Raw genomic sequence first — 14,895 nt, 5'->3', positions numbered from 1 at the left:
ATTTGATACAGGCCGTTCTAAGTCAGCACGATTTATACCGTAATATAAAAAGTATGAAGTTATCAGAATTTAAGTTTGAGCTACCTGAGAGCCTGCTAGCCACACATCCATCCGCTAACCGCGACGAGTCGCGCATGATGGTGGTACACCGCGATACGGGCAAAATTGAACACCGCGTGTTCAAGGACATCCTGGAGTATTTCGATGAAGGGGATGTGATGGTAGTGAATGATACCAAAGTGTTTCCGGCCCGCCTGTATGGCAACAAGGAGAAAACCGGTGCCAAGATTGAGGTGTTCCTGCTGCGTGAGCTCAACAAGGACATCCACTTGTGGGACGTGCTGGTAGACCCTGCCCGTAAGATCCGCGTTGGCAACAAGCTCTACTTCGGCGACAGCGACCTGGTAGCTGAGGTAATCGACAACACTACTTCCCGTGGCCGTACGATCAAGTTTTTGTTCGATGGTCCGGACGAGGAGTTCTACAAGACCATCAATGAGCTGGGCGAAACGCCGCTTCCAAAGTACATTAAGCGTGAAGCTGAGCCGGAAGACAAAGAGCGTTACCAGACAGTATACGCTAAAAATGTAGGTGCTGTGGCTGCTCCAACGGCTGGTCTGCACTTTACGAAAGAAGTATTGAAGCGCCTTGAGATCAAGGGTGTTGATGTAACGCCGCTTACACTGCACGTTGGCCTGGGTACTTTCCGTCCTGTGGATGTGGAAGATTTGACCAAGCATAAAATGGACTCAGAGAACTTCAAGGTGCCAAACGAAACGGCAGAGCTGGTGAACAAAGCGCTGGATAATAAAAAGCGTGTTGTGGCCATTGGTACTACCACTATGCGTGCGCTCGAATCGTCTGTATCGGCCAGTAACCGCCTGAAGCCAAACGAGGGCTGGACAGATCGTTTCATCTTCCCTCCGTATGACTTCAAGATCGCGAATGCCCTGGTGACGAACTTCCACATGCCGGAGAGCACACTGCTGATGATGACAGCTGCTTTCGGAGGCTACGAACTGGTGATGAAAGCCTATGAAGAGGCCGTAAAAGAAAAGTACCGCTTCTTCAGCTACGGCGACGTAATGCTGATCCTGTAGTAGCAGGTATAAGATTTAGAAAAGCCCCGACTCTCCAAAGTCGGGGCTTTTTGCTTTATTTGCAGCCTCATCTAGTTTGCAACTAAATCGAAAGTATGCCTGCTCCGGACCCCAGTAACACATACCCTCTTCCGCATCACCAAAATCTGGTTTTTCTGAAGAACATCATCCAGAGTCCTAATATCATAGTAGGGGACTATACTTACTACCATGATATGGATAACCCACATAACTTCGAGAAGAATGTGCTGTATCACTTCGATTTTATAGGTGATAAGCTGCGCATCGGAAAGTTCTGCGCCATTGCCTCTGGTGCGAAATTTATCATGAATGGTGGCAATCATGAAACCAAGCCCATCTCTACATACCCTTTTGAAATTTTTGCAAATGGCTGGGAGAGGAAAGGTGGAACAGACGCGTCAGAATATCCATACAAAGGTGACACGGTGATAGGGAACGATGTCTGGATTGGCTATGAGGCCGTGATCATGCCTGGTGTGAAGATTGGGAATGGAGCGATTGTCGCAACCAAGGCGGTGGTGACCAAAGATGTGCCGGATTACGCTATTGTAGCGGGGAACCCGGCACAAGTTGTGAAGATGCGTTTTGTAGAAAGTGAGATAGCACAATTGCTCCAGACAGCCTGGTGGGACTGGAGTGTCGAAAAGATTACTCGGAACCTACCTTTTATCAAAGCTGCAGATATAGCCCGGTTGGCCAACTGCAAGTAAAAACAGGCTTGTACAGCACATAAACTTATTCTATGGAAAAAGCTTTGCAACAATACGCCATTATAGTAGCCGGTGGCACGGGCAGTCGCATGCAGCACAGTCTGCCGAAGCAGTTTATCGAGCTTGCCGGCAGGCCGATCCTCATGCACACGATTGAACGGTTCCATACCTATAATGCCGACATTCGCATCGTCGTGGTGCTGCCCGAGGACCAGCTGCAGGTATGGCGAAACCTTTGCAAACAGCATAAGTTTCCTGTTTTTCATATGGCGGTGCCGGGGGGCAAGACGCGCTTTGGCTCTGTGAAAAGTGGTTTGGCAACAGTACATGGCGAGGCGCTGGTAGCAGTGCATGATGGTGTGCGGCCATTTGTAAGCTATGCCACAATTAAAGCAGCCTTTGAAAGCGCAGCTGAGGCGGGAGCTGCTGTTGTGGCTGTGTCTCCGAAAGACTCTATCCGGGAGCTGACTGAGGGCGGAAGCCAGGCTGTGCCCCGCACCAGGTATAAGCTTGTGCAGACACCCCAGTGCTTTAAGGCAAGTTTGTTGAGAGCTGCCTATGAGCAGCCAGAGTCGGAGCACTTCACCGACGATGCCTCAGTGGTAGAGCAGCTGGGCGCAGGTATAGCGCTGGTAGAAGGTAGCTATAGTAATATCAAGATTACGACGCCTGAAGACCTGCTGTTGGCTGAAGTGCTCGTGAAGCAGTTCGATCCGGCATCCTAGCGAACAATGCGCTGCGCTTCCAGAAATTCCTGGTTCTGCTGTACTGTTTTAAGTGAAAGCAGTTCCAGTGTGGGATCGGGCTTAGACAGGTTAAGGAGATAACCTTGCATGGGCAGCAGGTTGTAGAGGTCATGTGTTATGCAGAACACCGTTTTGCCTTTTTGCTGTACCCATTGCTGCAAAAGCTGAAATACCTGTTTCTTATAGTAAACATCCAGCTGCTGGGTGGGCTCATCGAGTAACACCACTTCGGCGTCCTGTAGCATCAGCTGCGCCAACCACACCATTTGCTGCTCACCTCCCGAAAGCGTAGTAAAGTCTTGCTCCTGCAGGTGTGTCAGTTCCAGTTGCGCTAGTGTAGCGCGGGCCAAAGCATAATCCTGTGCGGTATAATTCTCAAAAAAGCTCTTTCTCCTGAAAAGGCCCATCACAACCAGATCAAGCACGCTGATCGAGAAAGAGACGATGTTTTTTTGGGGAAGGTAAGAGAGAAGGCCGGATGCCGCTACGTCTTTGGTGTTTTGCAAGTCTTGGCCGTGCAGCAGGAGCTGCCCCTGGTAAGGTATCTTTTGCTGAAAAGCTCTGAAAAGGGTAGTTTTGCCTGCTCCATTGTGACCAACGATAGCTACAAATGCCTGCGAAGGCACAGAAAAAGAAAGGTTGCGGATCAGAGTTCGATGCTCATAACCCGCAACCAGATTTTTTACTTCAACGATGTTTTTCAATGAGTAATGAATAGTGAAGAATGAATAATATAAAGTCAATTACTCATTATCCATTATCTAATTAATCATGAATTAGTACTCGTCTTCGTTGAACATGAAGTCTTCCTTGGTAGGATAGTCAGGCCAGATCTCCTCGATGTTCTCGTAAGGCTGTCCGTCATCTTCGAGTGCCTGCAGGTTTTCTACTACCTCCATAGGGGCGCCTGAGCGGATAGAGTAATCGATCAGCTCGTCCTTAGTGGCTGGCCAAGGTGCGTCCTCCAGGTATGATGCTAATTCCAGTGTCCAATACATAGTATGTGTCTCCTTAATCTAAATGGCGTTGAAAAAAATAGTTCGCAAAAGTATGAATTAATTCACAAACTAAAATTTTTTTGAAATATTTATTGCTTTTTGTGATTGTTTTTACCAAAACAACGCAAATACACTGTAAATGTTCATTTTGAGTCAAATTTTTTTGACCCCGCTTTTTCGCTGCAATTTGCCCTGATTGGGCTGTATGTAAATATAAAAAGCGCCTGCCGCATTCGCAACAGGCGCTTCCTCAAAAAATATAGGTAAATCTGAATTTTTCTATTTATTGATTGTGCTGAGCTGCTCCTGGAACATCTCGATCAGGGCCTGCTTCGTCTTGATCTTACGGTTGAAGTTGCGAATCTTGCCCAGAAGCATGTTACGGAACGAGTCATTGCTTGGTGCTTCGCTCAGTTTACCCAGGTTCGTCTCTAGCACTTCCAGCTCCTGACGGTCAGACTTGATGAAGTCGCGCAGGGCGTTGATACGGGCGTGCAGCCCCTCTTCGTGACTATAGGTTTCGTTGGCGTTCTGCTGGCGCTTACGAATGTAGTGCTCCAGGCTACTCATTTCAAACACGCGGTCGCAGGCTTTGATGAAACGCTCCCAGATGGCATCTGAAACATCAGGACGAACAGGACCTACTTTTTTCCATTCCGCCTGCAGTTCTTTAGCGCGTCTCACGGCATCATTGAGGCTGTTTTGCTGCAGCAATTGCTCGGCCTGGCTTACCAACTCCTGCTTTCGCTCCAGGTTAGTGTCGTAGTATTTTTCTTTCGAGTCGGCCTTCTCGTTCGTGATTTTTACTTTCAGGCGCTCAAAGAAGTGGTTGTGCGCTTTTCTGAACTCAGTCCATAGCTTGTTGGTGGTGGCACGCGGCAGCGATCCTCCAATCTGCTTCCATTGCGTCTGCAGATCTTTCAGCTTGGCTGTGGTTGCTTCCCATTCTTCAGAGTTTTGCAGTGCTACCGATTTGGCGATCAGGTCTCTATACCTGTCATACGTGCGGTTCTGCATTTGTTTCTTATCATTGAAGAAAGACTTCTTGCGCTCAAAGAAAGCCTCCAAAGCAGTTTTAAAGCGTTCTTCGATTTCGTCGGTAAGTTCTTTCTCTACAGGGCCGGTTTTGATCCAGGTGGCACGGAGGTCCTTCATCTTGTCAGAAGTTTCTTTCCACTCCACGCTATCCTGCAGCGCCTCTGCTTCCTGTATGAGTCCGATCTTGATGCTTAGGTTCTTCTCCCGGTTCTGCTTGATGGTTTCATTTATCTCCTCCTCAGCTTTGCTCAGGGTATGATAAATAGCCTCAAAGTCACCTAAAGCGTCATAGTTGCCTACCTGGTCTTTCATGTGCAGTACTTTCATCAGGAAAGAGCCTTTGTTTTCGGAAGTTGCAATGCGCTCAAGCAAGGCGTTTACTTTATCGCTAAACATGTGAAAGCGCTTGGCAAAATAAACCAGCGAGTCTTCTTCTGATTCTTTCACTTCGCCTACTTTCCGGTCGGGGTAGGTCATAAAAGCTTTCAGCCATACTTGCTGGTCCTGAATAAAGCCGTATTTTTTGGCTTCTTCCAATAGGTCGTTGTTTTCCATTTAAGGATCGGGTTAGAATCGGAACATAAAAGGGCAAAGGGTCCAAAATTTAGACTAACCTTAGCATACGCATGTCAGGTTGAAGCGTTGACAGTCTGCTCTTTAGCAGCATAAGTCTTTTGGCAATGACCTGATTAGGTGCTACGATAAGTCTGTGCGGACTTCTCCCATACAGTTTTTCTACAAGTTTAGTGATTTCAAAGCACTTTTGTGAACCATAAACACATGAATTTTTACGATATTTGTGTTTGTCGGCGTAAATAATGACTTATCCGGGCACTTTTGCCGGACCAGGCGCTGTAAACGCCGCTTTTCTTCTAAACTAATTTACTGTCTGCGGGCAGTACTAAACTGATATACAGTAAAATGAGCAACGAAACCATTATTTTCTCCATGGCCGGGGTCAGTAAGATCTACCCGCCACAGAAACAAGTACTCAAAAATATTTACCTCTCCTTTTTTTACGGTGCCAAGATTGGCGTGCTGGGTCTGAACGGTTCCGGTAAGTCAAGCTTGCTCAAGGTGATCGCCGGCGTGGACAAGGAGATACGCGGTGAAGTAGTGTGGTCGCCGGGCTATACAGTGGGCTACCTGGAGCAGGAGCCTCAGCTAGACCCGACCAAAACCGTACGCCAAGTGGTAGAAGAAGGCGTAAGCGAAGTGGTTGGCCTGCTGAAAGAGTTCGACGAGATCAACATGAAGTTCGCCGAGGAGATGACCGATGATGAGATGAACAAACTCATCGAGCGTCAGGGAGAGGTGCAGGAGCGCCTGGACCAACTCAACGCCTGGGAACTGGACAACCGCCTGGAGCGCGCCATGGATGCCCTGCGCACACCGCCAGAGGATGCCGTGATCGGAAACCTGTCGGGTGGTGAGAAGCGTCGCGTGGCCCTTTGCCGCCTGTTGCTGCAGGAGCCGGACGTGCTGTTGCTGGACGAACCTACCAACCACCTGGATGCTGAATCTGTGGATTGGTTGGAGCAGCACTTGCAGCACTACAAAGGCACTGTAATCGCTGTTACCCACGACCGTTACTTCCTTGACAACGTGGCCGGCTGGATTCTGGAGCTGGACCGTGGAGAAGGCATTCCGTGGAAAGGCAACTACAGCAGCTGGCTGGAGCAGAAAGCCGCTCGTCTGGCGAAAGAAGAAAAGTCGGAAAGTAAGCGCCAGAAGACTCTCCAGCGCGAGTTGGAGTGGGTGCGTATGGCTCCAAAAGCCCGTCATGCTAAATCAAAGGCTCGTATCAGCCAATACGACAAGTTAGCCAGCGAAGAAGCTTCTAAGAAAGAAGAAAAACTGGAGCTCTTTATACCGGATGGTCCTCGTTTGGGAGCACAAGTTATTGAGGCGCACAACATCAGCAAGGCCTATGGCGATAAGCTGTTGTTCGAGAACCTGAACTTCTCTTTGCCGCAGGGTGGCATTGTGGGTATCATTGGTCCGAACGGTGCAGGCAAGACTACCTTGTTCAAGTTGATTACTGGTCAGGAGAAACCAGATGCAGGTGATTTTACTGTTGGCTCTACAGTACAAATTTCTTATGTAGACCAGGAGCACGCGAACCTTGATCCGAGTAAGTCAGTGTTTGAAGTGATTTCAGGCGGAACAGAGCACATGATGATGGCTGGCCGTCAGGTAAACTCACGTGCTTATGTAAGCAAGTTTAACTTCTCGGGGGGCGACCAGGAAAAGAAAGTGGAGAAGCTGTCGGGTGGTGAGCGTAACCGCGTGCACCTGGCTATGACGCTGAAAGAAGGCGGCAACTTGCTGCTGCTTGACGAACCGACCAACGACCTGGATGTAAATGCTATCCGCGCCCTGGAAGATGCACTGGAAAACTTTGCAGGCTGTGCCGTGATCATTTCGCACGACCGTTGGTTCCTGGACCGCATCTGTACTCACATCCTGGCTTTCGAAGGTGACTCACAGGTATATTGGTTTGAAGGTAACTACACAGATTACGAGGAGAACAAGAAGAAGCGCCTGGGTGATACTGAGCCAAAGCGTATACGTTATAAAAAGCTGGTATAGATTGCACGATTGTGTGCTGAAGTTCTCTATGTCAATGGAATCCCCTGGCAACCGTTTAGTTGTCAGGGGATTTTGCTTTTATCTGCTTATCAGTAGAGGTAACGACCTGGATTAAGATTTTTTCCATAAAATTTTTAATAAAAATTTTAATTTCATTATTCTTATGGTTTATTGCCTTTTTGTATTCGTTTGACTATTAGTTAGTTGTATTATGGATAGGAGGTTAAGTAGTGGCAGGGTGTAGATATTGTTCTAATAAATAGAATTAGTATACAATTGTTTGTATATAATAATTATTTAATATTTATTTGCAATGTCTTCTGGAGAAAATATGGCTATATTTAACTAGAAGTGAATTTTTTTATGCTTACAATAATAAAGTCTAACCTAAACCTTAAAACATTCTATTGACATGAAAAAATTTACTCTTAACGAATCAAAAGCTAATCTGATTGTTGCTGCTTACTTTGTGCTCGGTGGTGCAATTAGTAGTTTACTAGTAGTAGTAGCATAGTTTAGCTTAAGAACATATTCTACAACAAGGGCGGTGCTGTCGAGCACCGCCCTTGTTGCATTAAAACGGATACTTAATTTGAATTAGACGTCCAGTAAACGAGCGATTACGTTACAACGATAAGAATATATAAGCTCTCAGTAATTGTCTGGGCTTAAGCAACATATATACATACCTATATTAATATATAAATAATTATAAATGTATTTAATATAGTACAACAATTGCCTGCATAAACACGTAAAGCATACTAAGACGGCCGAAGGTATTTTAAAGCATTTCTAACGTTTAAAAGGTTGTCACTCATGAAAAAACTTTACTTTGATGAAGATGCGCTCGCATACATTGTCATAGCAGGCTATTTTGCGGTTGCGAGCATTGTTTCTGTTATTGTAGCTTACTAAGAGCAGTATCTTAAAAGCAGCGGGGCCATACCTGAGATCAAGTATGGCCCCGCTGTTTTAGTTTAACTCTAATATTATGCTCTTATTGACTCGAAGGTACAATAGATAAATTAGACGTATTAATTTTCTTATAAACTGAAAAGGTAAACAAAAGAAATCCATATGACATGATCATTTCACATGGTTCGTTATCAATTCTTTCAACAAAGTATAAGTATTTTTCAGTCGAAATGTTTAAGTATGTTTCCATTATAATGATTCCGTATTCAAAATAAAATGCTGACATCATTATGGGTAAGAAATAAAATCTTAGTTCCTTGATAGGAACTAAGATTGGATTAAGTATTTTGAACTTTTTGTTTATCCACCAGCCCATCATCCCACTTATTCCGATTAAGATATAAATGTCCATAGTTATTGAATGGAATAAGCGTATGTTATGTAAATTTAACTCATCTTGAACATTAATAGCCTTCATATTATCGGGTGTTTCTAAGTTGAAAATACGTTGTCCCCAACTAATTTCCTCTAATGCTATTATTAAAAAAACTATAGATAATAAGCTAAAAACGAGTCGTAATTTATGGCTTTTATTTTCTATGATTTGTGCGATTTTAAAACTAATATATGCAGATGTTGCAAAAGAAATAGTTGTAAAATACTCAAAAACACCATCCTCATCCGAGAGTTTATGATAACTATGATAATTTGTAATCTTTATAAAAATTAAAAATAATATAATTAAAAGTGGAGTATACTGAATGATTAGTCTCGATCTATTCGTCATACAGCTCATTTAACTTTCTTGAATTCAAGTTCACTGAAGTGGAAATCCGGGTTATTTGCATCGAGTCGCATTTCAGCAATCTTACCATCCGGACCTACAATGAAACGCACTTTGGTTGGCGTGAGCAGCGCGAAGTTGTTCTTCCACTCCAGGTCAAAGATGTCATGTTGCCAGTGCGTGAGCTTGCCGCCTAAGGCAGGAGCAGGGGCCAGGTCCAATACTAATTGCTTGTTCTGTACCTTAATGGTAGCATCACCATACAACGGACTATTGTAGGTGCCCGCGTAGGCTTCCAGATCCATGGTCGGTTTACTCTTGCGCGGCTTTTCTTTTGGGGCTTTGGCGGCGGCTTCGTCTTGTGCTTTACGGGCTTTGGCTATGTTGTCGAGTGAGAACTGGCTCCAGTCGCGGCCGTTCTGCACTCCCAGGAACTGATCGAGGGTATAGTTGGCCAATGGCGACATAATACTGCTCATGCTGTTTGTCAGGATGATGATGCCCAGGTTCTCTTCAGGTACCAGCACCGTGCGGCTGTTCATGCCTTCATGCCCTCCACCATGGGCCAGTATTTTGCGACCTTCGTAATCGTTCATCATCCAGCCCAGGCCAGCGGCCGAAAAGTGTGTGGAAGGTACATTGGCTTCGGCTTGTTTGGATATTGGCATGGCATTGTGTGCAGTCCACATCATGCGGCTGGCATCTTCGCTGAAGATTTTTTGGCCATTGTAAGTGCCGCGGTTGAGCTGCAGGCGCATCCACTGGGCCTGCTGGTTTACGCTGGTAAAAATCCCTGCCGCCGGGTTCCAGTTGTCCCAGGCTGTAAAGGTTGTAGGGTAGGGCTTGCGCTTTTCGTCGAAGCCGTGCGGAGAGGCGATGTTGTCTTTGCCGGCCAGTTCGTTTACAGAGGTATAAGAGCGGTTCATACCCAGTGGCGAAAAGAAGCGCTGCTTGATAAAGTCTTCCCACGTTTGTCCCGATACGGCCTCTATCACTTCGCCGGCGGCGATGAACATGAGATTAGAGTAGCCGTAACCGTCGCGGAAGCTGTAGGCGGGCTTGAGGTGATGGGCACGCTCCAGAATTTCGCGACGGCTGTAGGTGGTGTTGTACCAGAGCAGATCTCCGCTGAAGGTGCGGAAGCCGGCGCGGTGGCTCAGCAGGTCCTTGATGTTGAGCTCCTGCGTTACGTATGGGTCATAGAGCTGCAGCCAGGGCAGGTGCTTTGTAACTTTGTCGTCCCAGTTGAGTTTGCCTTCATCAACCAATATGCCGAGGGCGGCGGAGGTATAAGCTTTGGAATTGGAGGCGATGCCAAAAACCGTGTTGGCATCCACTTGTCCGCCTGTTTTGTGGTCGCGCACGCCGTAGCCCTTGGCAAAGATCACAGAGTCGTTTTTCACGATGGCGATGGCCATGCCCGGGACATCCCAATCCTTCAGCGCCTTCTGGTAATAAGCATCCAGCTTTTGGAGGGTAGCGGCCGTGTTTTGCTGCGCTGAAGCCTGCAGGCTACACACTGTTGCCAGTGTAAGGAGCAGCACAAGGCGCTTAAAGAAAGTATCAATAGAGTTCATAGGTGAGTAAGTGGGTTGTAGAGGCAAGATAGGCAATTTTACATCCTTTTGCATAACATGGCCTGCCCGTTGTTGTATAGACGACAATAAAGAAAATAAGCAGTAGATGGGAAGCTTTCTAACTACTCTCTGCGTCCTGAAATCCACGTCTTGCGATGGAGGAGGGTCTCGCCTTCTTCACGGGGAAGGTGAGGGCCTTGTTCATACTCCTTCAGCTCCATGCGCAGGCGCTCCTGTTCTTCTGCCGATAGGGTGGGAGCTAGCTGACGAAGGTTAGGCTGACCCGCGTCTACCCAGGCTGTAAACCAGTAGCTGGCCACAGTATGGATGGCAAGACGCATCTGCCGCTCCACCTGCCCGTTTAGTCGGCGGTGATAGGCCTCTGAAAACTCTCTGGAATACACTCGCGTGGTTAGGTTGCCACGCACTTCGTAGCTATACTTCTTCTCTTCCTCAAAAGCCAGGGTGAGTTCACGCTCAAAACCGAGAACGGAGTCAAGGGCCAAATGGGCGCTGGCGACAATCTCCCAGGCCTTAAGCTGTGGTTGCTCGATATACCTGGCCTGCCCCACAAAGAAGTCGTAATTATCGGAGAGCAGCTCGGGGAGGCGGCTTTCCCAAAAGCCATGTATACCGCGCTGCCCTGTGAACTGTCCGTTGTAGTTGCGGGTGGTGTGCAGCGGCACGCAGGCATCGGCTATGTAATGGCCCATATCGGCCGAGAGGCGCAGGATGCGATCCAGGTCGCGGTCTTTGAAAGCCTGCGTGAGCTGAAACTTCATGCGGTTGATGTGCCAGGGCACGATACCATGCGCCATGAGTGTATCTTCACCATAGCGCTCCACCGCCTGTTGCCAGTAGCGGGGAATTTTATAAAGGGCGCTGTCGCCGTACACATCCAGGTCGATGTAGTGACGGGGCGCCTCGCCAGCCACAGCATAGCGGCGGCGGTCTGGGTTCACGGCGTTTTCTGTGATGTAGCGGATGTGCTTTTTGTAGAAGCCTACCATTTCGGGCGGCAGGGTATAGACGGCCAGCCGGTTGATGCGCTGGTGCGCGAAAAAGCCCCAGCTATACCCGCTGAGCGGCAGCAGGAAGGCAAGCAGGAGCAGTACAGCGATTTGTCGGAAAGCCATACCTGCGGTGTACGGAAAATAGCGGAATTTGTATGTTAAAAGCCTCCCTGGCTTTCTCGGAAGTGCGGAATAATAACAGGTATACAATGACAGTGAGTTTGGCCGGCAAATCCGTAAATTAGGCATATCGATTATGTAAGGTTTACATGCAGAAGCCTATAGTTTTTCGTTTAAACTCTTTTGTTCCGACATACACTTGAAACACATGAGCACAGAGAATATACCAAGCCTTGCCCGCTTCCTGGATGCACAGGCCAGCAGTTACGAGCAGGCTCTAACTGAAATAAAAAATGGCCGCAAGCACAGCCACTGGATGTGGTTTATTTTCCCACAATTGCAGGGGCTGGGGTATAGCGAGACTGCCCGATACTACGCCATTAAAGACCTGGAAGAGGCCCGGCTATACCTGCAGCATCCTGTGCTGGGGCAAAGATTAGTGGAGATTTCCAAAGCCATGTTAGCGCTGGAGGGAAAAACAGCCAACCAAATCCTGGGGAGCCCCGATGACCTGAAGCTGCGCTCCAGTATGACCCTGTTTGCTAAAGTACCCGGTGCTGATCCTGTTTTCAAAGCTGTGCTCGACAAGTATTACAGTGGCAAAGAGGATGAAAAGACGCTGCAGCTTTTGAAGTAACGCTGGCGATTTTTCCAGCTTAAATGGAGGCCCGTGCAGGCAGGTACTATCTACCCCTATACCTTACCAGGGTACAGACACGTGATTTTTTTCAGCAAGGATTATAATTTGTTGAACCTTGCTGCAGTTAAAATATACTAAACCTACTATGCTCTGATGATGCAGCTAAAACTCTGGAAGAAAAAACCGGCTGTGAAGCCAGCTAAGAAAAGTGCTCTGCGTGAATGGGGAAATGCCCTGATGTTTGCGGTAGTCGTATCCTCGTTTTTCCGCTGGGCCACATTTGAGGCCTATGCTATCCCGACGCCTTCCATGGAAAAATCGATGCTCGTAGGCGATCGCTTGTTTGTGAGCAAACTGCACTACGGCCCCCGCACCCCCATGACGCCATTGCAGGTGCCACTGACTCACCAGACCATTTGGGGTACGGATCTACCTGCTTACTCTAATGCCTTGCAATTGAAGTCTTTCCGGTTACCCGGCTTTTCGGAAGTGAAGCATAACGACCCGGTGGTGTTTAATTTTCCGGATGAAACGGAGCACCCTATGGACCAGCGCACGCACTACGTGAAGCGCTGCGTAGGTATAGCCGGCGACATGCTGGAAATCCGCGACCGGCAGGTATACATCAACGGTAAGCCGCTCGACAACCCGGAGCAGATGCAGTTCGGCTACTTCATGGCCACTGACAAGGTGCTGCAGCCGAAGTTTTTCAGAGAGCGAAATCTCACAGACGTATACCCGGTGCAGGGAGGTTACCTGCTGCACACTACACCTGCCAGGGCGCGGGAACTGGCTTCGCTCCACTTTATACGGGGCATCGAGCTGCAACAAATGGTGCCCGGTGAATCGGAGGCTGGTATCTTTCCACAGGTGCAGGGCCTTAACTGGAACCGTGACAATTACGGTCCGCTTTACATTCCAGAACAAGGCATTTCAATAGCGATCACACCCGAAACGCTACCCATCTACCAAAAGATCATCCTGGAATACGAGCAGAACAAAAACGCTGAGGTGCGGGAGGGCAGGCTATACCTGGACGGTAAGGAAGCCAAAAGCTATACCTTCCGGCAGAACTATTACTTTATGATGGGAGACAACCGTCACAACTCCCTTGATTCCCGCTACTGGGGCTTTGTGCCGGTAGACCACATTGTCGGGAAACCGTTGTTTACCTGGTTTTCGGTGGATGAAGAAGCGGGTGGGTTGGACAAAATTCGCTGGAGTCGGTTATTTAGCTGGGTGGAATAATAACCTCAGCTAGGGCTAACAGCGGCTGGGCAATTGGCTGCCAGCATACCTGGACAGGCTATGTGCTGGTCTTTTTGATGGAGACTTTCATGCGGAGCCACTCTTCGGCCCCCTCCTCAGCATCAAATGACTTTACATCGAGCACCTCCCTGAGGTTAGGAAACAATGCTTTAAATGACCGCTGCCCATAGATACCGGGAGACAGTACATGTGCAAAGTAGCGCAGCCCCAGACTTTTGGCCTGCGGGGCCCACTTAAAGGCCAGCCAATTGACTGCTGCTTCCCAGGGGCCTATTAGCTCCCGATTACTGTTCAGAATTCCTGGCGACGACTTCTGCCGCATCATCGACAGAACCAGGTTACCCCCCATCACAACAGTTTCAAGAGACTGTATACCGATCCAGTTCATAGCTATAAAGCCATTATCAGGCATCCTTCTTACCTCCAGGAAAACATCTCCGTTAGCCTTCTTTAATTCTTTATATTCTACACTGTCTGTCAATTCCACTAAAATGTATATCTGCTTCTTCGTAACCGAATGACTTTGCGCCCACTGACCAGTATCCGCATAAATACTTGTACGGTATTTTTATAAGAAATTCTTAATAGCCTTTATTGTCTCTTCCGGCGCACTCAGGTTAGGGCAGTGGCCTGTCGCCTCTAAAATTGTGATCTTGCTGCCAGCGATGCTCCGGTGGGTATATTCGCCAACCGGCGGCGGAGCAATGGCGTCCTCCGAGCACTGCAAAATCAGGGTGTCTGTCTTTACCTGAGGCAGGTCCCTTCGGTGGTCTGACAAGAAGGTGATATGGGCAAAGTCATTGGCGATTTCGGGATTGCTTTTGCAGAAGCTCTGTGCCAGCTCCCGGGCCAGCTCCGGACGCTCAGCGTTCCCCATAATAACAGGGGCTATGGTGTTGGACCAGCCCAAGTAGTCCCCGTCCAGCGACATGAGCAAGCCCTCAATATCCTCCCTGTTAAAGCCGCCATAATAGTCGCCGTCATTGATAAAGCTTGGCGAGGGGCTTACCAGCACAAGCTTAGAGAAGCGCTCAGGCTCCTGGATGGCAGCCAGCACTCCGATCATGGCACTCACCGAGTGGCCTACAAAGATGACATCCTGCAGGTCCAGTTCATAGCATATCTCCAGCACATCTGTCGCATAACCATGCAGCGACGAGTAGCGATCTTTCGAATAGGTAGAGGCATCTGAGTTACCAAATCCTATGTGATCGAAAAGTATGATCTTGTAATCATCCTGAAAAGCAGGAGTAATATAACGCCACATGTTCTGATCGCAGCCGTAGCCATGAGCAAACAGCATCGGCTTTTCTCCTTTTCCGGTTACCGTCACATTGTTTCGTTTGATCGCATTCATAAAATCTTGAGT

The 14,895-nt window shown here is 48.0% G+C and carries 14 protein-coding genes; 6 read left to right on the top strand and 8 right to left on the bottom strand.

Translation table 11 applies throughout. The features are described from left to right. Positions 1–53: 53 nt before the first annotated feature. The 3 genes from queA to BW972_RS04015 all read left to right on the top strand — a co-directional run bounded on the left by queA (position 54) and on the right by BW972_RS04015 (position 2,556). Positions 54–1,100: a tRNA preQ1(34) S-adenosylmethionine ribosyltransferase-isomerase QueA gene (gene queA / locus BW972_RS04025; RefSeq protein WP_007652169.1), complete on the top strand. Its 1,047-nt coding sequence runs from the start codon at positions 54–56 to the stop codon at positions 1,098–1,100. Positions 1,101–1,195: 95 nt separating this feature from the next. Continuing rightward, positions 1,196–1,831: a CatB-related O-acetyltransferase gene (locus BW972_RS04020; protein WP_076421182.1), complete on the top strand. Its 636-nt coding sequence runs from the start codon at positions 1,196–1,198 to the stop codon at positions 1,829–1,831. Positions 1,832–1,863: 32 nt separating this feature from the next. Then, the gene (locus BW972_RS04015) at positions 1,864–2,556 is read left to right on the top strand and encodes a 2-C-methyl-D-erythritol 4-phosphate cytidylyltransferase (RefSeq protein WP_007652166.1); all 693 of its coding nucleotides are present in this window, start codon (positions 1,864–1,866) and stop codon (positions 2,554–2,556) included. On the opposite strand, the gene BW972_RS04010 is transcribed toward BW972_RS04015, so the two are convergent. The 3 genes from BW972_RS04010 to BW972_RS04000 form a co-directional block, all read right to left on the bottom strand. Then, entirely contained in the window at positions 2,553–3,281 is a 729-nt protein-coding gene (locus BW972_RS04010; protein WP_007652165.1) for an ABC transporter ATP-binding protein, read from the bottom strand. The two genes, BW972_RS04015 and BW972_RS04010, sit on opposite strands and share 4 nt — an antisense overlap. 72 nt (positions 3,282–3,353) lie before the next feature. Beyond that, the gene (locus BW972_RS04005) at positions 3,354–3,575 is read right to left on the bottom strand and encodes a DUF2795 domain-containing protein (protein ID WP_007652164.1); all 222 of its coding nucleotides are present in this window, start codon (positions 3,573–3,575) and stop codon (positions 3,354–3,356) included. Positions 3,576–3,854: 279 nt separating this feature from the next. Beyond that, a complete protein-coding gene (locus BW972_RS04000; RefSeq protein ID WP_007652163.1) occupies positions 3,855–5,168 on the bottom strand; it encodes a DUF349 domain-containing protein in 1,314 nt (437 codons plus the stop codon). A gap of 366 nt (positions 5,169–5,534) precedes the next feature. On the opposite strand from BW972_RS04000, the gene ettA reads away from it, so the two are divergent. After that, positions 5,535–7,205 (top strand): energy-dependent translational throttle protein EttA, encoded by a 1,671-nt coding sequence (ettA, locus tag BW972_RS03995; protein ID WP_076421179.1) that lies wholly within the window; start codon positions 5,535–5,537, stop codon positions 7,203–7,205. Between the two features lie 1,000 nt (positions 7,206–8,205). Here the strand turns inward: ettA and BW972_RS03990 are convergent. The 3 genes from BW972_RS03990 to BW972_RS03980 all read right to left on the bottom strand — a co-directional run bounded on the left by BW972_RS03990 (position 8,206) and on the right by BW972_RS03980 (position 11,620). After that, complete coding sequence (locus BW972_RS03990) at positions 8,206–8,910, bottom strand: hypothetical protein (RefSeq protein ID WP_143731842.1); 705 nt, start codon at positions 8,908–8,910, stop codon at positions 8,206–8,208. Positions 8,911–8,915: 5 nt separating this feature from the next. Then, positions 8,916–10,484, bottom strand: coding sequence for a serine hydrolase (locus BW972_RS03985; protein ID WP_076421174.1), 1,569 nt, complete (start codon positions 10,482–10,484; stop codon positions 8,916–8,918). A gap of 122 nt (positions 10,485–10,606) precedes the next feature. Then, positions 10,607–11,620, bottom strand: a complete 1,014-nt coding sequence (locus tag BW972_RS03980) for a zinc dependent phospholipase C family protein (RefSeq protein WP_076421172.1) — start codon at positions 11,618–11,620, stop codon at positions 10,607–10,609. 205 nt (positions 11,621–11,825) lie between these two features. On the opposite strand from BW972_RS03980, the gene BW972_RS03975 reads away from it, so the two are divergent. Beyond that, entirely contained in the window at positions 11,826–12,254 is a 429-nt protein-coding gene (locus tag BW972_RS03975) for a DUF1810 domain-containing protein (RefSeq protein ID WP_076421170.1), read from the top strand. Between the two features lie 159 nt (positions 12,255–12,413). Further along, positions 12,414–13,505 (top strand): signal peptidase I, encoded by a 1,092-nt coding sequence (gene lepB, locus BW972_RS03970; protein ID WP_076421479.1) that lies wholly within the window; start codon positions 12,414–12,416, stop codon positions 13,503–13,505. 58 nt (positions 13,506–13,563) lie between these two features. On the opposite strand, the gene BW972_RS03965 is transcribed toward lepB, so the two are convergent. Both BW972_RS03965 and BW972_RS03960 read right to left on the bottom strand, forming a co-directional pair. Beyond that, the gene (locus BW972_RS03965) at positions 13,564–13,914 is read right to left on the bottom strand and encodes a hypothetical protein (RefSeq protein WP_143731839.1); all 351 of its coding nucleotides are present in this window, start codon (positions 13,912–13,914) and stop codon (positions 13,564–13,566) included. A 180-nt stretch (positions 13,915–14,094) separates the two neighbouring features. Continuing rightward, the gene (locus BW972_RS03960; RefSeq protein ID WP_076421166.1) at positions 14,095–14,883 is read right to left on the bottom strand and encodes an alpha/beta fold hydrolase; all 789 of its coding nucleotides are present in this window, start codon (positions 14,881–14,883) and stop codon (positions 14,095–14,097) included. Positions 14,884–14,895 lie beyond the last annotated feature (12 nt).

This window comes from Pontibacter lucknowensis, from assembly GCF_900156415.1.
GTDB lineage: Bacteria > Bacteroidota > Bacteroidia > Cytophagales > Hymenobacteraceae > Pontibacter > Pontibacter lucknowensis.
The sequence above is the reverse complement of the archived record's forward strand: the minus strand, read 5'-3'. Positions and strand labels throughout refer to the sequence as shown.